29 protein-coding genes are annotated in these 25,248 nt (G+C 54.2%); 10 read left to right on the plus strand and 19 right to left on the minus strand.

Annotated features, from left to right (window positions below; translation table 11 throughout):
* Positions 1-179 precede the first annotated feature (179 nt).
* Entirely contained in the window at positions 180-1,409 is a 1,230-nt protein-coding gene (gene pepT, locus WFK59_RS03580) for a peptidase T (protein WP_233984601.1), read from the plus strand.
* Positions 1,410-1,521: 112 nt separating this feature from the next.
* Here pepT and WFK59_RS03585 read toward each other — a convergent pair whose 3' ends face one another.
* The 8 genes from WFK59_RS03585 to rluE form a co-directional block, all read right to left on the minus strand.
* On the minus strand, positions 1,522-2,646 hold the full coding sequence (locus WFK59_RS03585; protein ID WP_233984600.1) for a ribosomal protein uL16 3-hydroxylase: 1,125 nt from the start codon (positions 2,644-2,646) through the stop codon (positions 1,522-1,524).
* Positions 2,647-2,703: 57 nt separating this feature from the next.
* Positions 2,704-4,164, minus strand: coding sequence for a two-component system sensor histidine kinase PhoQ (gene phoQ, locus WFK59_RS03590; protein WP_233984599.1), 1,461 nt, complete (start codon positions 4,162-4,164; stop codon positions 2,704-2,706).
* A gap of 2 nt (positions 4,165-4,166) precedes the next feature.
* The gene (gene phoP / locus WFK59_RS03595; RefSeq protein WP_233984598.1) at positions 4,167-4,835 is read right to left on the minus strand and encodes a two-component system response regulator PhoP; all 669 of its coding nucleotides are present in this window, start codon (positions 4,833-4,835) and stop codon (positions 4,167-4,169) included.
* 104 nt (positions 4,836-4,939) lie between these two features.
* A complete protein-coding gene (purB, locus tag WFK59_RS03600; protein WP_336755019.1) occupies positions 4,940-6,310 on the minus strand; it encodes an adenylosuccinate lyase in 1,371 nt (456 codons plus the stop codon).
* 44 nt (positions 6,311-6,354) lie between these two features.
* Entirely contained in the window at positions 6,355-6,996 is a 642-nt protein-coding gene (hflD, locus tag WFK59_RS03605) for a high frequency lysogenization protein HflD (RefSeq protein ID WP_233984596.1), read from the minus strand.
* A 43-nt stretch (positions 6,997-7,039) separates the two neighbouring features.
* The gene (gene mnmA, locus WFK59_RS03610; protein WP_233984595.1) at positions 7,040-8,152 is read right to left on the minus strand and encodes a tRNA 2-thiouridine(34) synthase MnmA; all 1,113 of its coding nucleotides are present in this window, start codon (positions 8,150-8,152) and stop codon (positions 7,040-7,042) included.
* A 39-nt stretch (positions 8,153-8,191) separates the two neighbouring features.
* Complete coding sequence (locus WFK59_RS03615) at positions 8,192-8,668, minus strand: NUDIX domain-containing protein (RefSeq protein ID WP_233984594.1); 477 nt, start codon at positions 8,666-8,668, stop codon at positions 8,192-8,194.
* Between the two features lie 46 nt (positions 8,669-8,714).
* Positions 8,715-9,386: a 23S rRNA pseudouridine(2457) synthase RluE gene (rluE, locus tag WFK59_RS03620; RefSeq protein WP_336755021.1), complete on the minus strand. Its 672-nt coding sequence runs from the start codon at positions 9,384-9,386 to the stop codon at positions 8,715-8,717.
* Positions 9,387-9,481: 95 nt separating this feature from the next.
* On the opposite strand from rluE, the gene icd reads away from it, so the two are divergent.
* Positions 9,482-10,732 (plus strand): NADP-dependent isocitrate dehydrogenase, encoded by a 1,251-nt coding sequence (icd, locus tag WFK59_RS03625; RefSeq protein ID WP_336755022.1) that lies wholly within the window; start codon positions 9,482-9,484, stop codon positions 10,730-10,732.
* 597 nt (positions 10,733-11,329) lie between these two features.
* Complete coding sequence (locus WFK59_RS03630; protein ID WP_336755023.1) at positions 11,330-11,692, plus strand: hypothetical protein; 363 nt, start codon at positions 11,330-11,332, stop codon at positions 11,690-11,692.
* A gap of 899 nt (positions 11,693-12,591) precedes the next feature.
* Here the strand turns inward: WFK59_RS03630 and WFK59_RS03635 are convergent.
* The gene (locus tag WFK59_RS03635; protein WP_233984590.1) at positions 12,592-12,831 is read right to left on the minus strand and encodes a hypothetical protein; all 240 of its coding nucleotides are present in this window, start codon (positions 12,829-12,831) and stop codon (positions 12,592-12,594) included.
* A gap of 654 nt (positions 12,832-13,485) precedes the next feature.
* Here WFK59_RS03635 and WFK59_RS03640 point away from each other — a divergent pair.
* Positions 13,486-14,496 carry a glycosyltransferase family 9 protein gene (locus tag WFK59_RS03640; protein ID WP_336755024.1) on the plus strand — a complete coding sequence of 337 codons (1,011 nt, stop codon included), beginning with the start codon at positions 13,486-13,488 and terminating at the stop codon, positions 14,494-14,496.
* Here WFK59_RS03640 and WFK59_RS03645 read toward each other — a convergent pair.
* The 4 genes from WFK59_RS03645 to WFK59_RS03660 all read right to left on the minus strand — a co-directional run bounded on the left by WFK59_RS03645 (position 14,463) and on the right by WFK59_RS03660 (position 16,871).
* Positions 14,463-14,834, minus strand: a complete 372-nt coding sequence (locus tag WFK59_RS03645) for a DUF1493 family protein (protein WP_336755025.1) — start codon at positions 14,832-14,834, stop codon at positions 14,463-14,465. The genes WFK59_RS03640 and WFK59_RS03645 overlap by 34 nt on opposite strands.
* Positions 14,834-15,895 carry a glycosyltransferase family 9 protein gene (locus WFK59_RS03650; RefSeq protein ID WP_233984587.1) on the minus strand — a complete coding sequence of 354 codons (1,062 nt, stop codon included), beginning with the start codon at positions 15,893-15,895 and terminating at the stop codon, positions 14,834-14,836. The genes WFK59_RS03645 and WFK59_RS03650 overlap by 1 nt, the downstream gene beginning before the upstream one ends.
* A gap of 372 nt (positions 15,896-16,267) precedes the next feature.
* Positions 16,268-16,438: a hypothetical protein gene (locus WFK59_RS03655; protein WP_233984586.1), complete on the minus strand. Its 171-nt coding sequence runs from the start codon at positions 16,436-16,438 to the stop codon at positions 16,268-16,270.
* A 184-nt stretch (positions 16,439-16,622) separates the two neighbouring features.
* The gene (locus tag WFK59_RS03660) at positions 16,623-16,871 is read right to left on the minus strand and encodes a DUF883 family protein (RefSeq protein ID WP_233984585.1); all 249 of its coding nucleotides are present in this window, start codon (positions 16,869-16,871) and stop codon (positions 16,623-16,625) included.
* Between the two features lie 188 nt (positions 16,872-17,059).
* On the opposite strand from WFK59_RS03660, the gene WFK59_RS03665 reads away from it, so the two are divergent.
* Positions 17,060-17,266, plus strand: a complete 207-nt coding sequence (locus tag WFK59_RS03665; protein WP_233984584.1) for a DUF2767 family protein — start codon at positions 17,060-17,062, stop codon at positions 17,264-17,266.
* 63 nt (positions 17,267-17,329) lie between these two features.
* Here the strand turns inward: WFK59_RS03665 and WFK59_RS03670 are convergent, their stop codons facing one another.
* The 3 genes from WFK59_RS03670 to WFK59_RS03680 form a co-directional block, all read right to left on the minus strand.
* Positions 17,330-18,340, minus strand: a complete 1,011-nt coding sequence (locus WFK59_RS03670; protein ID WP_336755026.1) for a Ppx/GppA phosphatase family protein — start codon at positions 18,338-18,340, stop codon at positions 17,330-17,332.
* Between the two features lie 29 nt (positions 18,341-18,369).
* Positions 18,370-18,921 (minus strand): hypothetical protein, encoded by a 552-nt coding sequence (locus WFK59_RS03675; protein ID WP_336755027.1) that lies wholly within the window; start codon positions 18,919-18,921, stop codon positions 18,370-18,372.
* Positions 18,922-18,984: 63 nt separating this feature from the next.
* Positions 18,985-19,314: a hypothetical protein gene (locus WFK59_RS03680; protein ID WP_233984581.1), complete on the minus strand. Its 330-nt coding sequence runs from the start codon at positions 19,312-19,314 to the stop codon at positions 18,985-18,987.
* 214 nt (positions 19,315-19,528) lie between these two features.
* Here WFK59_RS03680 and WFK59_RS03685 point away from each other — a divergent pair, with 214 nt between their 5' ends.
* The 3 genes from WFK59_RS03685 (at position 19,529) to WFK59_RS03695 (ending at position 20,721) form a co-directional block, all read left to right on the plus strand.
* Positions 19,529-19,708, plus strand: a complete 180-nt coding sequence (locus tag WFK59_RS03685) for a hypothetical protein (protein WP_233988194.1) — start codon at positions 19,529-19,531, stop codon at positions 19,706-19,708.
* A 194-nt stretch (positions 19,709-19,902) separates the two neighbouring features.
* Positions 19,903-20,286, plus strand: a complete 384-nt coding sequence (locus WFK59_RS03690; RefSeq protein WP_233984580.1) for a hypothetical protein — start codon at positions 19,903-19,905, stop codon at positions 20,284-20,286.
* Positions 20,287-20,307: 21 nt separating this feature from the next.
* The gene (locus WFK59_RS03695) at positions 20,308-20,721 is read left to right on the plus strand and encodes a GNAT family N-acetyltransferase (RefSeq protein ID WP_233984579.1); all 414 of its coding nucleotides are present in this window, start codon (positions 20,308-20,310) and stop codon (positions 20,719-20,721) included.
* On the opposite strand, the gene WFK59_RS03700 is transcribed toward WFK59_RS03695, so the two are convergent.
* Together WFK59_RS03700 and ldcA are read right to left on the minus strand one after the other, a co-directional pair.
* On the minus strand, positions 20,722-21,384 hold the full coding sequence (locus WFK59_RS03700) for an MBL fold metallo-hydrolase (protein WP_233984578.1): 663 nt from the start codon (positions 21,382-21,384) through the stop codon (positions 20,722-20,724).
* A 21-nt stretch (positions 21,385-21,405) separates the two neighbouring features.
* Entirely contained in the window at positions 21,406-22,329 is a 924-nt protein-coding gene (gene ldcA / locus WFK59_RS03705) for a muramoyltetrapeptide carboxypeptidase (protein WP_233988193.1), read from the minus strand.
* A gap of 166 nt (positions 22,330-22,495) precedes the next feature.
* Here ldcA and emtA point away from each other — a divergent pair, with 166 nt between their 5' ends.
* The gene (emtA, locus tag WFK59_RS03710; RefSeq protein WP_233984577.1) at positions 22,496-23,125 is read left to right on the plus strand and encodes a membrane-bound lytic murein transglycosylase EmtA; all 630 of its coding nucleotides are present in this window, start codon (positions 22,496-22,498) and stop codon (positions 23,123-23,125) included.
* Positions 23,126-23,170: 45 nt separating this feature from the next.
* Here emtA and WFK59_RS03715 read toward each other — a convergent pair whose 3' ends face one another.
* The gene (locus WFK59_RS03715; protein ID WP_336755028.1) at positions 23,171-24,121 is read right to left on the minus strand and encodes a sugar-binding transcriptional regulator; all 951 of its coding nucleotides are present in this window, start codon (positions 24,119-24,121) and stop codon (positions 23,171-23,173) included.
* A 183-nt stretch (positions 24,122-24,304) separates the two neighbouring features.
* Between WFK59_RS03715 and WFK59_RS03720 the strand changes: the two genes are divergently transcribed.
* Positions 24,305-25,246 (plus strand): D-ribose ABC transporter substrate-binding protein, encoded by a 942-nt coding sequence (locus tag WFK59_RS03720; protein ID WP_233984575.1) that lies wholly within the window; start codon positions 24,305-24,307, stop codon positions 25,244-25,246.
* The last annotated feature ends 2 nt before the right edge of the window (positions 25,247-25,248 follow it).

The following is a 25,248-nucleotide window of genomic DNA, read 5'->3' on the forward strand; positions in this document are numbered from 1 at the left end:
GGATTGTTAACAACACATTGCGAGACCTGCCGCAATAATCTCACAATCCGGCTTTTTTTCGACGGGATCGCTTTCCCAAAGGGGATCGACAGCGCTAACCTGTCAGCTAATGATTTGACGCAACGTTGCGTCCGGCTGGTCCGTGAATAATAACGGACAGCACTTTTAAAGGATGGGATATGGAACAGTTACTAGAGCGTTTTTTGAGCTACGTCGCAGTCGAAACCCAGGCGAAACCGCAGGCGCGTCAGGTGCCGAGCAGTGAAGGGCAGTGGACGCTGGCGCGTCAGCTGCAGGAAGAGCTGCTGGCGTTGGGCTTTGCTGACGTCACGTTAAGCGACCACTGCTGTGTGATGGGCACTTTGCCCGCCAATGTTGACTGGCCTACCCCGGTGATTGGTTTTATCTCCCATATGGATACCTCGCCTGATTTCACTGCGAAGCACGTTAATCCACAGATTATTGAAAACTATCGCGGCGGTGACATTGCGCTGGGCAATGGCGATGAGATTCTGTCGCCGGTGATGTTTCCGGTGCTGCACAAGCTGATCGGCCACACGCTGATCACCACCGATGGCAAAACCCTGCTGGGCGCGGACGATAAAGCGGGCATCGCCGAAATCATGACCGCAATGGCCCGGCTGGTGGAGAGCGATATTCCGCATGGCGCCATCCGCGTGGCCTTTACGCCTGACGAAGAGATCGGCCGTGGCACCTCGCATTTTGATGTCGAAGGTTTTGCCGCTGACTGGGCCTACACCGTCGACGGCAGCGATCTGGGTGAGTTTGAGTATGAAAACTTTAATGCCGCCTCAGCCACGGTCAAAATCGTGGGCAACAATGTCCATCCAGGCTCAGCCAAAGGGGTGATGGTGAATGCGCTGGATCTGGCTAATCAGTTTCATGCCGCCGTACCCGCCAGTGAAAAGCCGCAGTACACCGAAGGCTATGAGGGCTTCTATCATCTGCATCAGATGAAAGGCACGGTTGAACATGCTGAGCTGCACTACATTATTCGCGACTTTGATACCGACAGTTTTGAGCAGCGCAAACAGACGTTGCAGCAGATTGCGACGGAGATGACCAAAACCCTGCACAAGGATTGCTCTGTCACCGTAGAGATCACCAACAGCTATCGTAATATGCGCGAGAAGGTTGAGCCGTTCCCGCACATCATCGAACTGGCGCTGCAGGCGATGCGTGACTGCGGAATTGAGCCGGTGGTGAAACCGATTCGTGGCGGTACGGATGGCTCCGCGCTGTCATGGAAAGGCTTACCCTGCCCGAACCTGTTTACTGGCGGCTATAACTATCACGGCAAGCATGAGTTTGCTTCGCTGAATATCATGGCGAAATCAGTAGACGTGATTGTGCGGTTGTCAGAACTGGCGGCGCAGAAGAAAGGTTAAGTTGCGAACGGCTTTTTACTGAGGCAGGCTCTCTGCCGCTAACGGCGGAGAGCCTGTTGAGTTGATGGGCTTGCTGAGGGCTGGTGGCTGGCGTGCCTGCCCTCAGGATCAGTTACTCTTCGCCAAAGTACCAGTAACCGGCATTCACCAGCCCGGCGATCTGCGCCAGTACCGCCGGATCGTCCAGCGCATCGCCCAGATCTTCCAGCGTAATGCGGTAATGATGGGCCAGAACGGCCATGACATCAGGATGCGAGCACTCAACCCGCTCACCGTTGACGTAAACGGCATCGCCAATCGTCAGCACGCGCAGGCCACCTAGCCGGCTCAGCGCATCACCCTGTTGCAGGGCGTCATAGATCTCATCAGGCTGATAAGGCGGCTCTGGTGGCGCAACATCCAGTTCGTGACGCGACTGCGAAATAAACTCGCCAAACCACTGCGCAAAATGTTCCGGCTGGTTAATCACGTCCAGCATCACCTGACGAATCCCTTCAATTTCCTGCGGCAGGATCTGTGACGGGCAATCGCGCGACGGCACATCAGGATCGCTAAAGCGCAGGCTACCCAGCTCATTCGCCAGCGTGTAATCGGCAAAGCCGCTAATCAGCTCACGGCCGCTCGGCGCGCGGAAGCCCACCGAATAGTTCAGCGCATTTTCCAGCGAATAGCCTTCATGCGGGAATCCAGGTGGAATATAGAGAATATCGCCCGGCTCCATCTCTTCATCGATGATGGCGTCGAACGGCTCCACCTGCAATAAGTCAGGGTGCGGACAGTGCTGTTTCATCGGCACTTTTTCACCGACACGCCAGCGACGACGACCACTGCCCTGAATAATGAACACGTCATATTGGTCGAAATGCGGGCCGACACCGCCACCCGGCACGGCGAATGAGACCATCAGATCATCGATACGCCAGTCAGGCAGAAAACGGAAAGGGCGCATCAGGGCGGCAGAAGGTTCATGCCAGTGATTAACTGCCTGAACCAGCAGGGACCAGTTATTCTCACCCAGATGATCGTAGCTCTCAAACGGGCCGTGACTGACCTGCCATTTGCCATCCTGATGACTGACCAGGCGGCTATCCACCTCGTTTTCCATCGCCAGTCCGGCCAGTTCATCCGGGGAGAGAGGATCGACAAAGTTTTTGAAGCCACGCTTCAGCACGACCGGACGTTTTTGCCAGTAGCGTTGAATAAAATCGGGCCAGTTGAGATCGAGCTGATAGTCCATACAAGGGTTCCGCTTAGGGCTGTAAATGCCAGCAAGTATAACAGCCCGGACCGGTTTCTACTCGCGGCGATGTTCGACTTCCTGGCGCTGAAACACCACTTCCATTCGGGTGCCACCCAGCGCGCTGCTGGAGGCGATGACCTTACCTGCATATTGCTCCAGGATATCCAGTGCCACCGCCAGCCCAAGTCCCTGACCCGGACGGAGCGTATCGGCGCGCTGACCGCGGACAAACACCAGATCGCGCTTGCTCTCCGGGATGCCGGGACCGTCATCATCAATATAGAGATGTAGCGCTTTCTCGCTCTGATAAGCGCTGACTTCAATAAACTCCAGGCAATATTTACAGGCGTTATCCAGCACGTTACCCATCACTTCCATGAAATCATTCTGATCGCCGACGAAAGTGAGTTCCGGGGAGATATCCAGCGTGATAGCCACGCCTTTGCGTTGATAGACCTTATTCAGCGCCGAACAGAGGCTGTCGAGCAGCCCGGATACCGAATGCAGGTCGCGCTGCAGCGGATTATGATCGGCCTGCATACTGGCGCGATGCAGGTAATAACCGACCTGCTGCGAGATGCGGCTGATCTGCTCCAGCATCACCGGCTCAGCTTCCTCAACCGTCAGCTCTTTGCCGCTGCGCAGCGATCGCAGGGTACTCTGCAGTACCGCCAGCGGGGTTTTCAGGCTGTGCGTCAGATCTGAAAGCGTGGTGCGATAGCGGGTGTAGCGCTGTCGTTCGTTAGTCAGCAACAGATTCAGGTTGCGTACCAGACTGCGCAGCTCCTGCGGCGGATTGTCATCCAGCTTTTCGCGCTGGCTGGTCTCCAGTTCCCGCACCTGCTGAGTCAGTGCGCCGATGGGGCGCAGGCTCCAGTGCGCCGCCAGCCAGAGCAGCGGCACAATCAGGATCAGATTCGCCGCCAGCACATAGCTGAACCACGACCAGACTACGTCCGAATGCTGCAGCTCCTGCGGGATCGAGTCGACCACCACAATGGTCAGCGCCGGCAGATTGGTGGTAGCGTCATAGCGGTTAACCGCGACCGAGTGGGTGAAGGTGTCATCACTGTCGGTATCCCAGGCGTGCAGTCGCCGTTTGGCACTCAGGTTATCCCCCATCGCCGCCAGGCTGGTGCCGTTGCTGGTATCAATTTCATAGAAGTCGGGCTTTATCAGCCAGTCACGCCGGATCTTCTGGCGGATCTCCGGCACGTCGCGTTGCTGCCACAGCAGCTTGCCGTGCTCGTCATAAATGAACACCAGTGTCGGGAAGTTAAGCGTCATCCGTTCCGGCTGGGCAATGGTGAGCCGATTGTCATGCCACTGCGCCAGCGTAAAGAACAGATTGCTTTCACCGCGCATGACCCGATAGGTGTTTTTATCGAAGCTCACCACATAGCCAATCACGGCGACCATGCCATAGGAGAGGGAGAGGAACAGGACAATCGCTGCGGAGGCCAACAGAAAACGGGCGCGCAGCGAAATCGGGCGATAACGATTAAACCAGGACATGGTCAGAGATCAAAGCGGTAACCCTGGCCACGGACGGTGGCAATGACTTCAGCGGGATGCAACGCGAGAATTTTTTTGCGCAGGCGACCCATCAGCACGTCGATGGTGTGGCTTTCGCGCAGTTCAGCGTCGGGATAGAGTTGCAGCATCAGCGAGTCTTTACTCACCACTTTGCCGGCGTTACGAATCAGGGTTTCCACGATGGTGTATTCAAAGGCCGTGAGTTTAACCGGCTGCTCATTCACCGTCAGTTCGCGACGTGACAAATCAACCTGAAACGGCGCCATGTCGATAATCTGCGAGGCGTGACCGCTGTTACGGCGCATCAGCGCCTGCAGCCGCGCCGCCACTTCTTCAATATGGAACGGCTTGGTGACGTAATCATCGGCACCGGCTTCCAGCGCCTCCACTTTAGCCTGCCAGCCTTCGCGAGCGGTCAGCACCAGAATGGGCTGCCGTACGGCATCGCTGCGCCAGCGACGGATCAGTGACATGCCATCTTCATCAGGCAGGCCTAAATCGACCAGCGCAATGTCGGGCAGGTGCTCGCGAAGAAAATAGTCGGCTTCTTTGGCGTCTTCGGCAGCATCAACCTGGTGGCCCATATCACGTAACTGGACGGCGAGATGATGGCGCAGCAGGGCATTGTCTTCCACAACCAGAACACGCATAGGAATTCCTTACTATCTGAATGAGTCAAATTGAAGAAAGTATACGCGAAATGAACTAAACAAGATGTTAACGCAGGCCGGCCTGAACCGGCCTGCGGAGGGGATTATTTCAGATCGTCAACCATCTGGATAGCCCGACCGAGATAGTTTGCTGGCGTCATCTGCTTCAGACGCACTTTTTCTTCTTCCGGCAGTGCCAGGCTGTCGATAAAGGCCTGCATGCCTGCTGCATCCACTCGCTTGCCGCGCGTCAGCTCTTTCAGCTTCTCGTAAGGCTTCTCGATGCCGTAACGGCGCATCACCGTCTGGATCGGTTCCGCCAGCACTTCCCAGTTGTGATCCAGCTCGTCCAGCAGACGGTCACGGTTCACTTCCAGCTTCGAAATGCCTTTCAGCGTCGCCTGATAGGCGATCAGTGCATAGCCGATGCCGACGCCGAGGTTACGCAGCACGGTGGAATCGGTCAGGTCACGCTGCCAGCGTGATACCGGCAGTTTGCTGGCCAGATGCTGCATCACTGCGTTGGCCAGTCCCAGATTGCCTTCGGAGTTTTCGAAATCGATCGGGTTCACCTTGTGCGGCATGGTGGAAGAGCCGATTTCGCCGGCAATGGTTTTCTGTTTAAAGTGATTCAGCGCCACGTAGCCCCAGATATCCCGATCGAAATCGATCAGGATGGTGTTAAAGCGGGCAATACAGTCGAACATCTCTGCAATGTAGTCGTGCGGCTCAATCTGGGTGGTGTAGGGGTTCCAGCTGATACCCAGCGAGGTCACAAAGCGCTCGCTCAGCTGATGCCAGTCCACTTCCGGATAGGCAGCAATGTGGGCGTTATAGTTACCGACGGCGCCGTTGATTTTACCCAGCACCTCGATCTGGTTCAGCTGACGCAGCTGACGTTCCAGACGGTAAGCGACGTTCGCCATCTCTTTACCCATGGTGGAGGGCGTCGCAGGCTGACCGTGCGTACGGGACAACAGCGGGATATCGCGGTATTCATTCGCCAGGCCTTTCACGGCGGCGATCAGCTGCTGCCAGTAAGGCAGGATCACGTCGCGACGGGCGGTTTCCAGCATCAGTGCGTGAGAGAGGTTATTGATATCTTCGGAGGTGCAGGCGAAGTGAATGAACTCAGAGACCGCGTGCAGAGCAGGTACGTCCGCCACTTTCTCTTTCAGGAAATATTCAACCGCTTTCACGTCGTGGTTGGTGGTGCGCTCAATAGTTTTGATACGCGCTGCATCATCTTCTGAAAAGTTGCTGACAATCGCATCGAGGAAAGCGTTTGCGTCGGCATCAAATGCAGGAACTTCCTTGATCTCTGCGGTCGCGGCCAGTTTTTGTAACCAGCGAACTTCAACCTCAACGCGGAATTTCAGCAAACCAAATTCGCTGAAAATCGCACGCAGCGGGCTGACTTTATCGCCGTAACGACCATCGACAGGTGAGACGGCGGTCAGAGAGGATAATTCCATCAGTGCAACTCCTGAATCATTTAACAGTGTTTTGCCGCACCGACTTAATAAGTCAGTGGCAGCCGGGATAATAGGGTCTTGGCCTCACGCAGCAAACGCTGGCGCGAGAACATCAGTTGCAGACGGCCACCGCCGACCTGCTGCCACAATACCGCGGCACGAATGCCGGCTAACAGTGTGGCACGGACTTTACTCTGCAACTGCGGGTTCTGCAGCACGGTGGGCGATCCGGTGACCTGAATGCGCGGGCCTAACGGGCTGATGACGTCCACGTAGATACCCGCCATGGCGCTGAGAATGGTATCGGACTCCAGTTCATAATGCGCCAGCTGACGGTCGAGCTGGCTGATACGCTGGGCCAGCGTCGCCATCGCGGATTTATTGGCGCTGAGCTTACGCTCCAGCACCATCATGCTGAGGGTGTAACGCGTCAGTTCTGCGCCCGCGCCCTGGCGACTGCTGCTGTTGAGCACCGCCATCAGGGTTTCAAGACCGAGGCGCAGGTTGGCTTCATTGTTACCGAACACCGCCAGCGTCGAGCTGGGATTGAGATCCAGTACGCTGCGCAACGTCACGGTAAACGCCTCCGGCTGACAATGACCCTGCTGGGCCAGCTGCTGCACCAGATGGGCTGACTGACAGATGCCCGCCAGCGCCAGTGTGATTTCCTGATAATTCTTCGCCACGGTTACTCCTGTTTACGCGTCATGAACGCCGGGTCAGGGCGGCTTATTTCGCCACTAACGGCAGGCGCTCTTCAATGATGCCGCCACCCAGGCAGACGTCGCCCAGATAGAACACGGCAGATTGTCCGGGCGTGACGGCCGCAACGGGCTCATCAAAGCGCACTTCAATCCGGTCTTCGCCGTGAGGGATGATCTCACACGGGATGTCGGTCTGACGATAACGGGTTTTGACCGTACAGCGTAGCGGGGCGGTGATCGGCTGACGATCAACCCAGTGCAATTGCTGTGCAATCAGACCCACAGACATCAGACGCGGATGATCGCCGCCCTGGGCGACAATCAGGCGGTTGCGCGCCACATCTTTGTCGACCACATACCAGGGATCATCTTTGCTCTCTTTCAGACCGCCGATGCCCAGACCTTTGCGTTGCCCCAGCGTGTGATACATCAGACCCTGATGCTCGCCAACGATCTGGCCGTCCACGGTCTCGATCTCACCGGGCTGCGCCGGCAGATAACGTGCCAGGAAGTCGCGGAATTTGCGCTCGCCGATAAAACAGATACCGGTGGAATCTTTCTTTTTCGCGGTAATTAAATCCAGCTGTTCGGCGATGCGGCGCACTTCCGGTTTTTCCAGTTCGCCGACCGGGAACAGGCTCTGAGCAATCTGCTGGTGGCTCAGGGTGTAGAGGAAGTAGCTCTGATCTTTGTTGCCATCCAGACCGCGCAGCAGCTGGCTCTGACCATCCACGTCGTGACGACGCACGTAGTGGCCGGTGGCGATAAAGTCCGCGCCGAGATCTTCAGCCGCGAACTCAAGGAACGCTTTGAATTTGATCTCTTTGTTGCACAGAATATCGGGGTTCGGCGTACGACCCGCTTTGTACTCTTCGAGGAAATGCTCAAAGACGTTATCCCAGTATTCAGCCGCAAAGTTCACCTTATGCAGCTTAATACCCAGCTTGTCGCACACCGCTTGCGCATCCGCCAGATCGTCCGCGGCAGTACAATATTCCTCGCCATCGTCCTCCTCCCAGTTCTTCATGAACAGGCCTTCAACCTGGTAACCCTGCTGCTGCAGTAACCAGGCGGAAACGGAAGAATCGACGCCGCCGGACATACCGACGATCACTTTTTTCTGGCTGTTGTCAGACATGACACGCTCGCATAACGATAAAAAAACAGGCGGCGCATTCTACCATGCAGAAGGCGGGCGCGCACCCTCATGAAACGGCCAGCGGAACGCGCTGACCAGATGTAACGGATAGCGCGCCCCTTGCTGCCAGAGACGCACGCTCTCAGCGACCAGCGGTGAACGGAGGTTAGACGCGGTAAGAATCTGCGCTGGCGGCAACCACCAGCAGCAATCGATATCACTATCCTGCGGCTGGGTTGGCTGCTTTTCAGCCAGATCGAGTCCAAACAGAAAACGCACAAAAGGCGTATTATCAGGCGCTATCCACTGGTGAACGGTGATGAAATAGTCCATCTCTGCCACGATACCGGTCTCTTCGGCTAATTCACGTTGCGCCGCTTGCTGCAGCGTTTCATCCGCTTCCAGATGACCGGCGGGCTGGTTCCAGGTCGGCTGGCCATTAATGGTTTCTTCGACCACCAGCAGCTCACCTTGCGCCTGCACTAAGCAGGCGACCGTGACATGAGGTTTAAACATCGATCCTCCGCAATTGTTAACCTGACGTTATGAAAAAAAGACATTCTCAGGCCGGACTGTCGTCTGCATCGCGCCACTCTCCGGGCGCCAGATTATCGAGCGTATAGCCGCCCATCGCATAACGGATCAGCCGCAGCGTCGGAAAGCCGATATGCGCCGTCATCCGGCGCAACTGGCGATTGCGGCCCTCATACAGCGTCACTTTCAGCCACTGGGTCGGGATATTTTTGCGCTCGCGAATCGGCGGCTGGCGTGGCCAGAGCCACTCTGGTTCGGCGACTTTCTCGACCTGTGCCGGCAGCGTCGGGCCATCTTTCAGATTAACCCCATTCCGCAAGGGTTGCAGGTCCGCTTCCTGCGGCGCACCTTCCACCTGAACATAGTAGATCTTGCCGGTGCGTTTGCCGGGCTGAGTCAGCCTGGCCTGCAAGGCCCCATCATTGGTCAGCACCATCAGGCCTTCGCTGTCGCGATCGAGACGGCCCGCGGCATAAACCCCGGCCACGCTGATGAAATCTTTTAGCGTGCGGCGGCCCGCCTCATCGGTGAATTGTGGCAAAACATCGAAGGGTTTGTTAAACAGCAGCACGCGGCGCGGGTCGGCAGTGCGGACAGGCGCAGGCCGCGCATCACGCGTCGGGCGGCTGAATCGTTTATCCTGGTGAATTCGTTGAGAAGTTTTTCGCATGGGCTTTGCAGTCAGAAACAATGGGCGCATTATAACGCGAAATTGCGGTGATTGGCGTGACGGAAATATTCAAGTAGTATTGACCCGCATCTTACAAATCATTAACAAACGCCCAGGAGAGGTTAATGGAAAGCAAAGTAGTTGTTCCGGCGGAAGGTCAGAAAATCACCCTGAATCAGGGCAAGCTTACAGTGCCAAACAATCCGGTCATTCCTTACATTGAGGGTGACGGTATCGGCGTTGATGTTTCACCAGTGATGCTGAAAGTGGTCGACGCTGCGGTGAAGAAAGCCTACAACGGCGAGCGTAAAATCTCCTGGATGGAGATCTACACCGGTGAGAAATCCGTGGAACTTTATGGTCAGGATGTCTGGCTGCCACAGGAAACTCTCGACTTAATTAAAGAATATCGCGTTGCCATCAAAGGCCCACTGACCACGCCGGTCGGCGGCGGTATTCGTTCACTGAACGTTGCTCTGCGTCAGGAGCTGGACCTCTACGTCTGCCTGCGTCCGGTACGTTACTACAAAGGCACGCCAAGCCCGGTTAAACGTCCTGAAGAGACCGACATGGTGATCTTCCGTGAGAACTCCGAAGATATCTATGCCGGTATCGAGTGGAAAGCGGGCTCTGCTGAAGCAGACAAAGTGATCAAGTTCCTGCGCGAAGAGATGGGCGTGAAGAAAATTCGCTTCCCTGAGCAGTGTGGTATCGGTGTTAAGCCGTGCTCGGAAGAAGGGACCAAACGCCTGGTCCGTGCGGCAGTGGAATACACCATCACCAACGATCGCGATTCCCTGACGCTGGTTCACAAAGGCAACATCATGAAGTTCACCGAAGGCTCTTTCAAAGACTGGGGATACCAGTTAGTGAAAGAAGAGTTCGGCGGCGAACTGATCGACGGCGGCCCGTGGATGAAGTTCAAAAACCCGAACACCGGTAAAGAGATCATCGTTAAAGATGTGATTGCCGATGCGTTCCTGCAACAGATCCTGCTGCGTCCGGCTGAATATGACGTTATCGCCTGTATGAACCTGAACGGTGACTACATCTCTGACGCCCTGGCGGCGCAGGTTGGCGGTATCGGTATCGCACCAGGCGCTAACATTGGTGATGAGTGCGCGCTGTTCGAAGCGACCCATGGTACAGCTCCTAAATATGCTGGTCAGGATAAAGTGAACCCAGGTTCCGTCATCCTGTCAGCAGAAATGATGCTGCGTCACATGGAATGGTTCGAAGCGGCAGACCTGATTGTTAAAGGTGTTGAAGGCGCTATCGCTAACAAAACCGTGACTTACGATTTCGAACGTCTGATGGAAGGCGCTAAACTGCTGAAATGTTCAGAGTTTGGTGATGCGATCATCGAAAATATGTAATCGGATCTAAGTAGCACACAGCCAGCACCGTCTCGTGCTGGCTTTTTTTTATCCTGATGTTGCCCAAATCCGCTTTCCGGTTGCGGATTAACCTCTCCTGTATTGCAGAAGGGGTCAGATTGCAGGCAGTCAGCCTGATCTATTAATACAACCGCGACTCTCTTTGTGACTTTCAGCAGCTGACCGTTTTATTATTAACGGCTTAACCTCTCTGTCTGCGAACAGGGTTTACACATGAGTTAATCATCTGGCTGTCCTGATACCGAATCGTTGATTTAACATTGTTGTAATGACTGAACTGACTGCCTGGCTCAAAAAAAAAGGGTACCCATAGAGCATCAATAACTGAAACAGGATCTGATGGCAGGCGGTAAGATGAGCGATAAGTGTGATATCCGTTTAAATGGCTTTCGCAGCCAATTAAATGTTGTCTGCCTCACGGCAATGTTTTGGGGTGGCGCTACACTGACGGGCGATAAATGACAGGAACCCGGCCAGTGATCGATCCCCGCAGTTTTGACGGTGCGACGACTGAGTAAAGCAGGGAGCAGACGTTTGCCGGAGGCACGCGTGGTGAAAATAACAAGGAGAAGGTGCATGCAGAATAGGGTGAATATCAACTCAGCGCAGCTGGCTAAGTTAATTATGGGTAAATCTCTTACTGAAGCTGAAATGCATCATCTTGTCAGAGAACATTATCCTGATTATGCGGTTAATTCTGTCAGAACTTCGCTGAAGACATTGATACGATCGCCTTATTGTCTCATTGAGATTGGCACTGACAGCCCTAAGCGAACCTACTTCCTGAAAGGCGTAGACAAGAAGTTTTTCATTTTGTCAGAACGCTCTACCGATCGTGAAAGTGTTTCAGCCAGGCATCACTTCAATCAGGATGAAAAGAGCTTCATTGAAAGGATGAAGAACTTCGATCAATTAATTAAGGCCGTGCGGTCTGGCTGATACGAACATTTTAGCCAGGCTATTAAGTCAGGCGCCTCGCCAGAACGATACAGACAGCGGTTATTCAGGCTACGCCATAATTTTTACAGAGATGGCGAGCATAAACGAAAGTCGCACCATAATAAGCATCGTGGGTCAGCCACGGTATGTATCACGTCAGCATCAAATCCTCAGCCAGCTTCCCCACCGACATTGCTGGCAGGAGGTAGGATAAGCATCAGCTATATCGGTATCAGGCGCATCAATAGCGCCTTGCACCAGCGGCTTCAGCGTCAGAAGCCGCTGGTGAGCTTAGGATAGACCGCGCGGGCCAAATGATTCCAGAGCGCCATGCTTGCGCAGGAAGCCGCAACAGAGCACTTCTTAGCGTCAGTAATGATCCGATCAGAAAAGCGGTCCGGCAATATCCCGCTATCCATGTACTTTTAATAGTCTCACTAAGTTATTTTAGTTACTGGTTATTAAAATTGACCGGGATGAATGCGATCATTTCGCTAAATGTGGGGGTAACACCAGGGCAGATAAGGTGTCAGCTTTTACCGGATAAAAAAAATCCCCACTTAGTAGCCGTTAGTGACTGTCGGACTAAAGTGGGGTTGCCAATATGGCTAACACCAGGGAAAGCGGCTTTGAGTGAATCTGGTAAGACATGACTGTTTTTAATTATAAATTTAAGATTAAAAACTTTCTAATCATTTTCTGTCCTGCCTGAATGGATTAATTCCGAAAGTTATCCAGTGGATCTGTTTTACTATTGCATTTATAAAATTTCATGTTATGCGAAAAGCGGATTTTGAACAGCTATTGATCCCTGGAAGGCGATAAAGGTTGATTCAATTGTCTGCATTTGTATTGACTCAGGATGCCCACCGTTTCCGGTGAGCATCCTTCACTTCTGATTATTTATGATCGCTGTGTCTGGTAAGGTGCTTATTATTTTTATGATCCCAGCGATCGTGGTGTTGAGTCGTTTTTTTGTGGTCAATCCTTTTCAGGCGGGCATCGTGACTGCCTGGTTTTTTTTCCTTTTCATGCCGATGAGATTCGCTATGACCGCTGGGATAAAATCCATTACTTGCAAAGCTAACGGCGGGTAACAGAAGGGCAAGTGTAATTAAAGAAACTGTGATTTTTTTCATGATGATCCTTATCTAAGTTTGCCATAGGGAGGAGTAGCCGAAAGCAATATACACCGGCATTTTAATTTTTAAATCCTGACAAACGATCAGTTTTATTTGAGAAGTGAAGTTTAATAATTGTATTTAATAGCGGATTTGCATCCGAATATAAAATATTTTCAATAGCAAAGTGTGCTGTAAAAACTAATTATATTTCAGGCTGTGAATATTTCGTCTGTAAACCGTCAGGATTTAATAAGTCTTTCGCTAATCCCCGGCTGGCGCTGATGCAGTAATGGCTCATCCGGCATCACTGAACAGTAGGTGGTTTACCTTTTGTTAGCAGGGTAATAGTAATAATCGCAATTATTGTTAATCCCGCTGCACTGTGAAATGAGATGATTCTTATGCCCCTTCAAGAGCTAAGCCATTGCGAGTGCCGGAGATAAGCGCCGGATGGGGCATGCTTCCTGGCCCAGGCCTGCCGCACGCTGAGCTGAGGCTTTTCCTCTCTGTACTCCTCTTTTCCTGTTGATACCGCTACGGAACCAACCTCAATCTGCGCTGACTAAATGCTGACTTATGCCGTCACGGTTATCCCTTTCGGGGATAAGGGTGGCGAGCTTCACTTTTAGCCAGCATAACGGCCTGCCCGGTGTGCAAAGGATGTCAGACATGCAGGTTTTGATTATTTGTCGGGATAACATTGGCGATACGTTACTGACCACGCCGCTGATTAGCGCGCTGCACCAGTCGGGTGAGCACCAGGTTGATGTGTTAACGAACAACTATGCGGCACCGGTGTTGCAGCATAATCCTGAAATCCGGCACCTGTTTTACTACACCAAGTCGCATCATCGGGAAGCGGGGCAGGGAAGAGTCGCCTGTCTGCTGCAGCGTCTGAAACTGATGCTGGCGCTGAAAAAGAAGCATTACGATGCGGTGATTCTGGCGAAAAGCCGCTGGGATCAGCATGGCCTGAAGTGGGTCAAAATGATACGTCCTGCGCAGGTGATTGCGTTAGGGCAGGAACCGCATCCGTTGATTACCACGCTGTTAGCACCGGACACCTCCGGGCAGCGACACATCAGCGAAATCCTGTTCAGTTTAGCGCGCCCCTTCAATCTTAGCGTCTCTGCGCCGGGCGGACTGACGCTGCAACCCGATGCCGCCATCGCGGCTGCTCTGCGAAAAACATACGCTATCGATGCCGATCGACCCGTTTATGCGTTGCAAATCAGCGCCCGTAAGCCGAGCCAGCAGTGGCCGGCTGAACGCTTTGCCGAACTGGCGCAAACTCTTGCGGCCCGCCATTCCTGCCAGATCATGTTGCTATGGTCACCGGGCAGTCGCGATAACCCGCGCCATCCAGGCGATGATGAGAAAGCCAGTGAAATTATGGCGCTCTGTCCGCAACTGTCGCTGAAAGCGGTAGCAACCACCAGCCTGCCACAGCTGATCGCGGCGATGTCGCTGTGTCAGGGCCTGGTGACCAGCGATGGCGGTGCGATGCACATCGGTGCCGCGCTCGGTCTGCCGGTGGTGGCGATGTTCGGCGACAGCGATCCGGTCTGCTGGCATCCGTGGCAGGTGAAGCACCAGGTGCTGCACCCGTCTTCACGTCAGGTTACCGCGCTAAGCTGCAGCGAGGTCTATGAGGCCTTTGTCGGCACCGTTATCCAGTAATCTTCCTCAGGCCAGCGTCCCAGGCTGGCCGCTTCGCACAGCATCGCCACCGTCAGCGGGTGGTAAGCCAGCCGGGATGCTATACCCATCCGTCTGGTCAGCCTCGACAACAACGAGTCTGACGCCGGAAAATAGCGATCCTCATCGTAGTGCTGCGAACAGACGTCAAAAGTCAGAAAGAAATCACTCATCAGCAGAGCAAACTCCACTTCATTCAGCGGCAACTGCTGCAGGTAAAAGTTATGGCGATCTGTTCTGCGGAACCAGCCCAATGCCGTTGGCTGGTTGTGATATTCAATTAACGCGATGACCGCTTGTGGTGTGCAGGGCTTCGCCATTATCCCACCAGTTGCGTCACAGCCTGATGGACTTCCTCAGCCTTGATCGAGGCCATCGGATGTTGTGAGGCGTGGCGTTCCGGACGATGAATAATAATATGTCGATCGCGGTCCTGACAGGGACCGGTATAGCGCGGATTGGCGGTTGAGAAGAGGCTGACGGTAGGAACCTGCGCCGCAACGGCAATATGCAGCGGGCCGGTATCACCGGTGACCAGCAAATCCAGGCTGCGGATCAGCGTAATCAGCCCACTAAGCGGGGTTTTGCCCGCCATCGGCGTCACATTTTTGCGGTATGGCAACGGCAGGCTGTCAATAAATGCCTGTTCGAGCGGCTGTTCAGCGGCGGTGCCGGTCACGATAATCTCACAGTCCGGCCAGGTCTCCACTAAGGTCGTTGCCAGCTGGCTAAAATGCGCCAGCGGCCAGCGGCGAATATCTTTCGATGCACCTAACTGGAAGCCAATCCGCCGATGGGCGCAGGGCGCTGCGGTGTGAGTTTCCTGCGGCGGCAGGTGCATCTCTGTCTGATACGTCCCGGCACCCAGTGATTCCACCAGTTTCAGTTTGCGCTTAATGGTGTGATCGTCGAAATAACCTGAGTAATGATCGAGATGTTTATTGAGCAGTGCTGATTCGCTGCCATAGTGGTCACGGATAATTGTCTGGCTACCGGTTATCACTGAACTCAAAATGTCGTAGGGGAAATGGGCGTGTAATATCACCGATAAATCGGGTTTTTTACGTCGCAGTTTGAATATTAAGGGTAAAAAATTCAGCATCTTGTTATCCCAGATATAGACATCATCGAACCAGTGATAACGCGTGACTAAATCTTTATTTTTCTTGCTGGAGACCAGAATAAATTTACTGGTGGGAAAACGATTTTTCAGACTCCAGATCGCCGGGGTGTTCATCAGGAAATCCCCCAGTGCGGTGGTGGAGTAGATGACGACCGTCTCTGGCGTCAGACCCTGCAGGTTATGGGGTTTTTTCCGGCCGGAAAATCGAGAATAAAGCGTTAAAAAGCGGTCTATCAGATAAATCTTTTTTTTCTTCACGTCTGAATTCTCTTGAACGTATTAATTTTATTAAACAGAAGGTGTTGTGAAGAATTAGATAATAAGGCGGCGGGTAAAGTTCATTGAATGGCTTTATTTTTAGCGGCCGTAGAGGAAGTGTTGAAGTTATAACCAGTAATTTTACTGTTTATAGGCGGATTCTTTACATACGGACCAGCAGAGCAGGAAAATAATAGAAAAAGAATTAGGATGATTCTGCGATTTATTTTTTGATGAGGAAAAATATTTATTTAGCCGGTAATTAATAGCGAGGTAATTATTAGTGTGAGTGTTATTTATCTCCTTGTCTGCTTAACAAAGATCACTGTTTATCCCGAAAAAATTCCCCGGCCACTGTGCCGGGGAGAGGTTTTATGACTGAGGCTGACCGACCGGGCCGGAACCCAGGGTGCCGCCAGGTGAGGACTGACCGCTAGGGGCATGAGGACGGCCATCTTCTTTAATCGCGCTGCTCCGGTGTGAACAGCCTGCCAGTGAGGTCAGGGTTGCTGCAACCAGCAACAGGGCAGGGAATGCTTTCATGTAACCACCTTTTTATTAATTCAGAAAGTAGAAAGAATAGGTAAGCACTTACCCGATTAAGCCTGGTTGAAAAAAAACGTTCAGCCTTGAGATGGCTGATTTTTCAGAGATTTCTCAGGGAGGGGATTGTCAGCAAAAAAAAACGGAAGCCACTGGCTTCCGTTCTGTCACCTGAACTGCCGGATTATTTACGACCCAGCAGGAAACCGATGAAGACGCCCACGCCAGCGGCCACAGCCAGACCGGCGAAAGGATTGGACTGAACCTGATCCTTGATGCAATCCGCAGCATCACGCGCGGCATAGCTGGCCTGGTTGGTATAGCGGCGGGCTGCGCCTTTCGCCTGATGCTCAGATGAACCGGTTGCTGCGCCCCATTGTTCCTGAACCGCGCCAGCTGCTTCTTTGACTTTATCTTCGATTTTTCCTGACATTTATTGCTCCTTGGTTTTAGTGAGACTCTCCAAGCGTAGCAAAGATGACGAACTCTGCGCCGTTTAGCGGTAAATGAAGCGGTAAAAATCGTTTCTGGCTGTGAATGGCGTTCAATTTGCAGGCTAAGCATTTCCTGTCTAGCCTTTGTTAAGCTGGACAGAAATCAGGCGTAACGGGAGGAGAAGCGATGAAACGTGATGTACTGAAAGAAGACGATTATGACGAGGTGTGCCGGGTGATTGGTGACGCAGTGATTATGCTGGCAGAGTGTGGTCATGAAACCAAACGCAATGAAATCTTCGACGTACTGAAACGCACCCGTCAGCATCGGGCTCATAGCGATCGCGACGAGCAAAAGATGCTGGAGCACGCGATTCGTCTGATCAAGCCCTGAGCACGTCTGACTTCGCGCCCGCAAGTGAAAAACCGGCACGGCGTCCGGTTTTATGCTGGCAGGCTATTGCAGCAACACGCCCTGAATCAGACTGGCATTCACGACGGTTACCTCGTCTATCTTCAGCGCCCGCATATAGCCTTCAACCAGCAGCAGATTACTGACGTCGGTCGCCCGGTATTCGCCCGTCAGTTCGCTGTCGCCCTTCCAGACCTGCTGTTTCGATAACTCGCTCAGGCGGGACAAGCTGTAACGATCGGGTTTGCCCGGCAGCTGATTACGGATCGAAAAACCGTGGACGCCACCAATGCCAATCACCTGACGACCCGCCACATCCTGGCGGATTTGCGGCGTGACATCATTACCGGCAAACAATTCGACAAAACGCAGCACTGTCTGCCGCCATGAGCCAATCGGGTTCGGCGATGCGGCGTCCGGGCTGTTTTTCAGCACCGTCAGAATAAAGTTCTTTAGCGTTACCGAGGCGAGCTTGCCCTGATAAATATCCGCAACCGGCTGATTCTGCTGTTGCCGCCAGGCGGTCATCTGCATTGAACCGCCGCCGATATCCCACACCAGCAGCTGCTCGTCGCGGATGGACGGATCGTTAAGTGCCGCTTTCGCCGACAAAAAACCCAGCTTCGCTTCCTGCTGTTGTGAGATCACGGTCAGCCGGGTGCCGGTCTGGCTGGCCAGCTGTTCAATGACGGCCTGGCCGTTACTGGCGCGGCGAAACGCCGCCGTGGCAACGCCCGTGATGCGTTGCGGATGGTAACGTTGTGCATTTTTCAGCAGTTGCTGCAACGCCACTTCGCCCTGGCGGACCACCGCCGGACTCAGCTGGTTATCGCTGGCCTGCGACAGCGCCTCGTTCCAGGCCACGGCACGCTGATCCTGATAGAGCATCTTCTCGATGCGGTGCTGGCAGAGATCCACGCGGGCGACGGCGATTTTGGTCGTGCCGGAACCGATATCAAGGCCAGCCCGGATTTGCCGGCACTCATCAGCCTGTGCGATTGACGTCAACAACAGCGAACAGAACAACGTCACAGCAAGTAACCAGAAAGGGCGCATAGCGGCTCCGGGCGCAGATAAAAGCAGGATTAGCGGGACGCCACGCAAGCCGGATACCAGCTCACCAGAAAATGACGCAGGTGATCAAAGCACCATTCAGCGTCGTCAGCCTGCGGGCAATAAAACTGAATGGTGATCTTTTCATAGTCGCGCTGCCGCTGACGCAGCGGCGACCAGCTCCAGTCAAGCACCGAGCGGGCATAATTTACCAGCGTGTCAGGCGCCATCTGATGCAGCTTCTCCTGTTCCGCCAGATAGTGATTAAAGCGCGCCTCAAGCTGCAACGCCTCATCGTGACCGTGATGCGGCAGATCGGGACGAAAAGCCACATCAATAAAGCCGCACACCGCATGGGCTTGCTGCTGCCAGTCACAGGCCAGCGTCATAAACAGGCCATCCTGCAGGTTGATCTCCTCCACCAGCCGACGCAGGTTGACCGAGTGCGTCAGTACGGCAATCTCCTCCAGCCGGCCGGTCTCCAGCGTGAGATCGAAACCACAGGGATTAACCGAACCATCGGCATTACGCGTGGCGGGGAAGGGAAAATCGATGTAGCCGTTGTTATCCAGACGCTTTTCCATGGTAAAGAGACCTGCTGCTTGACGTTTTCTGACAATAAACCATCTGGCAGCAGGATTCATCCCTTATGGACATGTCCAGGTAATCTGCGTGTTTTGATAAGGATTAATCAGGCGGAACTGCTTATCAGAGAGGCGCTGGGCGTAATAACCTTCACGCGTCACGCTCGACGGCACATATTTAAAACGATCGAGCGACTGCAAAGGCCCGCTCTCCACCCTGACATCATCGCGGCTGACGCTGAATGAACTCACCAGGTCAAAAATAACGCTCTGCGTCTGTCCCATCGGCTGACCATAAATTGTCGATACCTCACCCGGACACTCAACCCCTTTCGGGCCAGATGAACATCCAGTCATCAGTATGATGAATATGAAAATGCTGAGTCGCAACATGATCCTCTACCTGCTTCAGTCCCTGGGAAACGCGTGGCGCAGATTCTATCTGGTTACGTCACGGATAGCTTGATCATAGCAGTTCCGGATACGCTTCCCATTTGCAATTTGTTTAATCGTTAAGCAACGGGAATGTAAAAGGGTGACTTTGCTAACAGATAAACGGTATTCTTGGCTTCTTTGCGCACCACTTAGGCAAAACCAGGGATAAATGATGAACGAAGAAGAAGCACATCTAATGATTATTCGCCACGCGATTGAGCAACTTGAGAGCGATAAAAAGCACCAGGTGGTCAGTTGCGCTGCTGATATTCGCGCCGCGATGCAGGCCTACGACGGCGAAAATGCAGGACTGGCACTGATGTTAGTCGCTGCAGAGGTCTCCTCAGAATAACGTCTGATGGGCCAGCATGACGCAGGGTTATGCTGGCCTGTTTACTTCAAAATTTCTCAACTTTCCTGCTCTCGCTGCGCCAGATTCTATCTTTTACTGGTCTTATTCCCGCTGCTCTGCTGCCTTTTCTCTCTGCTGTGATGTGTTAAGCTAAAAAATCCCTAATAAAATCATCAATTCAGCGGAGAGAACCGATGAAATCAGCCCTGATTGCGCTGGGCCTGCTGGCCTGTCACGTCGCGCCAGCCTGGAGCGAAAGCGAATTTCAAATCAACTGTCCCGGTCGTCCGACCATGACTATTTCGCGTGCCGAATATGGTTTAACCACTTTAATGTGGCCGCAGAACCATTTCCAGATTGCTGCTGGCCAACAGCGCACCCGGTTACAGGCGGGCGATAAAGTGGCGATCACCCGCTTTCGTAATGGCGATCAGTTAATCGTCAACCAGCGCAGTGAAGCGACTTTCTTTGTTTACCGCGATAGCGATAAGCTGGTGCCCTGTAGCCGCAGCGAAAAGCGTGATGTCGAGGCGTTAAGCCTGGAGCGTTACGACGATCGTCAGCGTTCTGACTCGTAACCCGCCGTAACAGGAGCCGCTATGCAACTCACTATCACCGATAACGTGACGTCCCAGGATCTGGATGAGGTCCGGCTGGGCCTGACGGCGTTTAACAGCAAGTTTATTAATGTTGATGAGATCAAATCGATCGGCGTTTTTATCCGTGATGAGCAGGGCAGGAAGCTGGCCGGGCTGACCGGCTCAACGGCCGGCAACTGGCTTCGTATCGATATGCTGTGGGTTGGTGATGCGCTGCGCGGGCAGGGCGTCGGCAGCCGTCTGATTCAGGCGGCAGAACAGGAAGCGCGCCAGCGCGGTTGCCGTTACGCCCAGGTGGATACCGCCAGTTTTCAGGCGCGTCCTTTCTATGAGAAGCTCGGCTACAGCCTGCGCTTCAGTCTTGATCATTACCCACGCCACCACCAGCGTCATTATCTGACCAAAATATTGTAATCAGAACAGCGGTTGCTGACGCAGATCCAGCGGCTGCTGCTCCGCTTCATCTATTGCCGCCAGCCAGCTTTGCAGCGTCACTTTTTTCCATGACAGATGACCGCGGGTGGTGCTCATCAGCACCACATCGGGCCGCAGCGTGCGGTAAAACTCCAGCGTCTGGCTCAGTTCGGCCGGATTGCTGTCCGGCACCAGCACGGTGATCCAGCGGTCGTGCGAACGCGTCACCGTATCCCCGACAAACAGATAGGTCAGGCCGAGCGGTGAACGGTAGAGATAACTGCAGCTGCCCGGCGTATGGCCTGGCGTGGGCAGCAGCTGGAAATCACCAAAGTGGGTCTCCGGCTGGGAAAAGGTGTCATCGGGTTCGGCAAAATGGCTGATCGGACCCAGTGAACGGCTGTGGCAATAGAGCGCGCTGCTGAAGCGCTGCTGGATCAGCGCCGTACCGGGCGCAGATTCATGCCAGTGGGTCAGATAGTGGCGGATCACGCCGCCGGTATCGGCAATCACTTCATGATCGAGCGGATTTTCCACCCGGCCAATCAGCAGATTACCGCGCGGGTGACGCAGCATAAACCCATGCATCATCAGGTCATTAACGGTATCTTCCACCGGAAACTCCGGGGTTGAGATCCACAAATCGTCATACAACGGCTTCAATGTCGATCTCCTGGAACCTTTTTATCCGCGCAGGACGGGATGCCCGGTCGCTTGCAAATGGGCGTGGCCCTGACTGATCCGGAGCCTGGCTCGGGCTCCCAGCGGCAGCGTAACGGTATCCGCCGCATGGCCAAAATCTAACTCACTGATCACCGGCAAGCCGCAGGTATCGCGCAGCCGCTGCCAGACGGTACTGAAATCAAAACCGTTGTCATATTCTGACAGGGCAGTGCTGGTAAAGCTGCCGGTAACAATGGCGCGCTGGCGGGCCAGAATCCCGCTCTGCTGCAGCTGAATCAGCATGCGTTCAATGCGGAACGGATGTTCATTCACATCCTCGATCACCAGAATGCCGTTATCGACCTGCGGCATCCAGGGGGTGCCAACCAGCGAACAGATCATCGCCAGATTTCCGCCCCACAGCGTACCCTGCCATTCGCCCTGGTCCGGTGACGCGCTTTGCCAGTTCACATTGACTGTAGGTGATGTCACGGCCTGCCAGAAGTGGTGCAGGGTAAATTCAGATAAAGTCGCGGCGCCAAAATTGCCGGTGAGCATCGGGCCGCTGAAGCTGATTAACCCCACCTGCGCCAGCAGGGCAAGCTGGATGGCGGTGAAATCGCTGTGGCCGCACAGCGCCAGCGGCTGATTCAGCAGGCGGCGTTGCAGACCCGTGTAGTCAATCGATTCCAGCAAACGGCTGGCGCCGTATCCGCCACGCACCGCCAGCACGATATCGGGCAGGGTGGTGAGTGCAGCCAACTGGTTGATATCCGCCAGCCGCTCGGCGTCTGTGCCGGCAAAGCGCTGGAACCGGCGGGCAATCACCTGCTGATTCTCTATCTGATGTCCCGCTGCCTGCAGCCGTTCAATGCCGAGCTGTGCCGCAGGCTGGTTGTGACAGTAACCGGATGGGGAGATAAGACGGATTGAACGTGAAATCATCATACTTTCCTGCTGCTAGCGCACCTGACTCAGGCCGATGATGACCAAAAGTGCCACTGAAGTCACGGTACGCACTGCGATTTACGTTATTTAGGATAAACGGTAATTTTGCTCTGAGTCTGCCTGGGTATGATAGCATTCGCCACTTCTGCAACGAGATGAAAAATTGCTGAAATTCCGACACCTTATACTCTCAGCGTTATTCCTGACCGGCTGTGCCAGCGAGCCGTCGCATCATGCGGTGAAAGAGAAGAATACGCCGCTCACTCAGGCACCACCTTCCAGCGTGAATGATGCCTGGGCCATGTTTACCGAAGATGCCGCCAGTCATTATGGTGTTGATGAGAAGCTGATCAGCGCCATTATTAGTGTCGAGTCGGGCGGGAATCCAGCCGTGGTCAGCCGCTCAAATGCAGTGGGATTGATGCAGATTAAAGCCTCAACCGCGGGCCGCGAAGTCTATCGCACCCTGGGACGGCGCGGACAACCGTCCAATGCGGAGCTGCGCGATCCGGCGAAGAATATTGATATCGGCACCGCCTATATCCGCATTCTGCAGGATTCTGCGCTGTCGGGCATCCGCGATCCGCTGACGCTGCGTTACGCGACTATCGTCTCTTATGCCAACGGGGCCGGGGCGTTGCTGCGTACCTTCTCCCGTGACCGCGATCGGGCGATTGCGATGATCAATGCCATGTCACCGGATGAGTTTTATCAGCATGTGCAGAATAAACATCCGGCGGCCCAGGCACCGCGCTATCTGTGGAAAGTCACCACCGCTTACCGCACCATTTAACCGTTTCGCCCGGCAGCCTCGCCGGGCGAAACGGCCTCGGCGGCTTCAGGGCTCCAGCAGCCGCCGCGCCGTCGGATAATCAACAATCAGCACTTTGACATAACCGCCGCGCAGCGCACCGCGGATCGCCTGGGCTTTCTCCGTGCCGCCCGCCAGCGCCACCACCTGTGGACAGCGTTTCACCTGCGCCAGCTCCATGCCAATCACCGGATCTTCTTCTGCCTGCAACACCGGCTGACCGCTGGCGTCAAAGTAGTGCAGACAGATATCACCGACCGCACCGCGCGCCGCCAGCGTCTGAAGCATCCCGCCATCATAATAGTTGCCGGAATTACGCAGCAGCGCCGACGGCTCAAGATCGCCGATCCCGACAATCGCCAGGTCGACCTGATCGAATTTCCCCAACACCTCCGCCACTTCGGGATTGGCCGACAGGCGCTGGCGGTCGCTGACTGACCGCTCAATCGACTGCGAGGGTAGCAGCCAAGCCGGGCAGTTAAGCAGCGCCGCCAGGTTCTGCGTCAGAATAGTCGCCTGCACATTGCCGTTCGCGCCCACGCCGCCCAGCAGCTGAATCACGCCTTTGCAGGAGCTGTTCAGCGGATGCAGCGCATCAACCATCGCCCGGATGGTGCCGCTCCACGATGAAATGCCAATCAGCTCGTCATCCCGCAGACGGGTCTCCAGATAGTGCGCCGCTGCGGAGCCAATCGCCTGTTTAATCTGTAACGTCGAGGCCTGATCCGGCACATCCACCACAATCGCCTGCGGCAGGCCGTAGGTCTGCTCAATCGCTTTTTCCAGTTCAGGAAAAACATTGGCTGGCGGGACCACGCTGATCTTAACCACGCCCTCTTTGACGCTGCGATTAAGAATACGTGAGACAAACGACTGCGATAACTTCAGCGACTGGGCAATCTCTGACTGCTTCAACCCTTCGACGTAGTAAAGGGTGGCAATCTTCACCATCAGTCGCTGTTCATCCTGTTTTGCCATCGGTTTTTCCCTCTCTGATTCTGCCCGGTATTGTTAACCAGGATGGTCGAAATCACAACGCAGGCGAATTTGTGATCGTTTTCGCTTTTTGACGATCCCGCATTGGACGGCGTCTCATCGACGGCGCATAGTCATTATGCATATAAAATCGCGTATGAATATATATTCAAGCGGAGAAAAATAATGACTCGTCCTCTGATCAAACTGACCCTGCTGGCTTCAATCATCACTTTCTCAACCACGTTGCTGGCGGCGGAACAAGGCCTGCTGGCAATTATCACACCGTCACACGACAACCCTTTCTTTAAAGCGGAGGCGGAAGGCGCGTTAGCCAAAGCCAAAGAGCTGGGCTACACCACGCTGGTGGCATCGCATGATGATGACGTCAGTAAGCAAAACCAGCTGATTGAAACGGCGATTGCCCGAAAAGCCAAAGCGATCATTCTGGATAACGCCGGTGCCGATGCCACGGTCGGACCGGTGCAGAAAGCGAAAGATGCCGGTATTCCGACCTTCCTGATCGACCGGGAGATTAACAAAACCGGCATTGCGGTGGCGCAGATCGTCTCGAACAACTATCAGGGCGCGCAGCTGGGCGCCGAAAAGTTTGCCAAATTGCTGGGCGGCAAAGGGGACTATGTCGAACTGCTCGGTAAAGAGTCCGACACCAATGCGGGCGTGCGTTCCCAGGGTTACCACGACGTACTGGATGATTACAGCGAGATGAAAATGGTGGCTCAGCAGAGCGCCAACTGGAGCCAGACCGAGGCCTTCAGCCGGATGGAAACCATTCTGCAGAAGCATCCCAATATTGTGGGGGTGATCTCCGGCAACGATACCATGGCGCTGGGCGCGGAAGCCGCACTGAAAGCGGCGGGTAAAACCGCGGTGATCGTGGTGGGCTTTGACGGCAGTGACTACACCCGCGACTCGATTATCAACAAAGGCAATATCAAGGCCACGGTGCTGCAACCGGGCTGGGATCAGGCGCAGATGGCGGTCAGTCAGGCCGATTACTACCTGAAAAATGGCAAAGCGCAGAAAGAAGAGAAACAGCTGATGGACTGTGTGCTGATTGATGACAGCAACGCCGCCAGACTGAAAAACTTCAACCTGGCGAAATGACC

It is taken from the genome of Pantoea sp. USHLN298 (genome assembly GCF_037149395.1).
In the GTDB taxonomy this organism is placed as follows: Bacteria; Pseudomonadota; Gammaproteobacteria; order Enterobacterales; family Enterobacteriaceae; genus Pantoea; species Pantoea astica.

Bases quoted from the DNA above. Each gene is read 5' to 3' on its own strand.
- pepT (WP_233984601.1), top strand. From the start codon at position 180: ATGGAACAGTTACTAGAGCGTTTTTTGAGCTACGTCGCAGTCGAAACC.
- WFK59_RS03585 (WP_233984600.1), bottom strand. From the start codon at position 2,646: ATGGACTATCAGCTCGATCTCAACTGGCCCGATTTTATTCAACGCTAC.
- phoQ (WP_233984599.1), bottom strand. From the start codon at position 4,164: ATGTCCTGGTTTAATCGTTATCGCCCGATTTCGCTGCGCGCCCGTTTT.
- phoP (WP_233984598.1), bottom strand. From the start codon at position 4,835: ATGCGTGTTCTGGTTGTGGAAGACAATGCCCTGCTGCGCCATCATCTC.
- purB (WP_336755019.1), bottom strand. From the start codon at position 6,310: ATGGAATTATCCTCTCTGACCGCCGTCTCACCTGTCGATGGTCGTTAC.
- mnmA (WP_233984595.1), bottom strand. From the start codon at position 8,152: ATGTCTGACAACAGCCAGAAAAAAGTGATCGTCGGTATGTCCGGCGGC.
- WFK59_RS03615 (WP_233984594.1), bottom strand. From the start codon at position 8,668: ATGTTTAAACCTCATGTCACGGTCGCCTGCTTAGTGCAGGCGCAAGGT.
- rluE (WP_336755021.1), bottom strand. From the start codon at position 9,386: ATGCGCCCATTGTTTCTGACTGCAAAGCCCATGCGAAAAACTTCTCAA.
- icd (WP_336755022.1), top strand. From the start codon at position 9,482: ATGGAAAGCAAAGTAGTTGTTCCGGCGGAAGGTCAGAAAATCACCCTG.
- WFK59_RS03630 (WP_336755023.1), top strand. From the start codon at position 11,330: ATGCAGAATAGGGTGAATATCAACTCAGCGCAGCTGGCTAAGTTAATT.
- WFK59_RS03635 (WP_233984590.1), bottom strand. From the start codon at position 12,831: ATGAAAAAAATCACAGTTTCTTTAATTACACTTGCCCTTCTGTTACCC.
- WFK59_RS03640 (WP_336755024.1), top strand. From the start codon at position 13,486: ATGCAGGTTTTGATTATTTGTCGGGATAACATTGGCGATACGTTACTG.
- WFK59_RS03645 (WP_336755025.1), bottom strand. From the start codon at position 14,834: ATGGCGAAGCCCTGCACACCACAAGCGGTCATCGCGTTAATTGAATAT.
- WFK59_RS03655 (WP_233984586.1), bottom strand. From the start codon at position 16,438: ATGAAAGCATTCCCTGCCCTGTTGCTGGTTGCAGCAACCCTGACCTCA.
- WFK59_RS03660 (WP_233984585.1), bottom strand. From the start codon at position 16,871: ATGTCAGGAAAAATCGAAGATAAAGTCAAAGAAGCAGCTGGCGCGGTT.
- WFK59_RS03665 (WP_233984584.1), top strand. From the start codon at position 17,060: ATGAAACGTGATGTACTGAAAGAAGACGATTATGACGAGGTGTGCCGG.
- WFK59_RS03670 (WP_336755026.1), bottom strand. From the start codon at position 18,340: ATGCGCCCTTTCTGGTTACTTGCTGTGACGTTGTTCTGTTCGCTGTTG.
- WFK59_RS03675 (WP_336755027.1), bottom strand. From the start codon at position 18,921: ATGGAAAAGCGTCTGGATAACAACGGCTACATCGATTTTCCCTTCCCC.
- WFK59_RS03680 (WP_233984581.1), bottom strand. From the start codon at position 19,314: ATGTTGCGACTCAGCATTTTCATATTCATCATACTGATGACTGGATGT.
- WFK59_RS03685 (WP_233988194.1), top strand. From the start codon at position 19,529: ATGAACGAAGAAGAAGCACATCTAATGATTATTCGCCACGCGATTGAG.
- WFK59_RS03690 (WP_233984580.1), top strand. From the start codon at position 19,903: ATGAAATCAGCCCTGATTGCGCTGGGCCTGCTGGCCTGTCACGTCGCG.
- WFK59_RS03695 (WP_233984579.1), top strand. From the start codon at position 20,308: ATGCAACTCACTATCACCGATAACGTGACGTCCCAGGATCTGGATGAG.
- ldcA (WP_233988193.1), bottom strand. From the start codon at position 22,329: ATGATTTCACGTTCAATCCGTCTTATCTCCCCATCCGGTTACTGTCAC.
- WFK59_RS03715 (WP_336755028.1), bottom strand. From the start codon at position 24,121: ATGGCAAAACAGGATGAACAGCGACTGATGGTGAAGATTGCCACCCTT.
- WFK59_RS03720 (WP_233984575.1), top strand. From the start codon at position 24,305: ATGACTCGTCCTCTGATCAAACTGACCCTGCTGGCTTCAATCATCACT.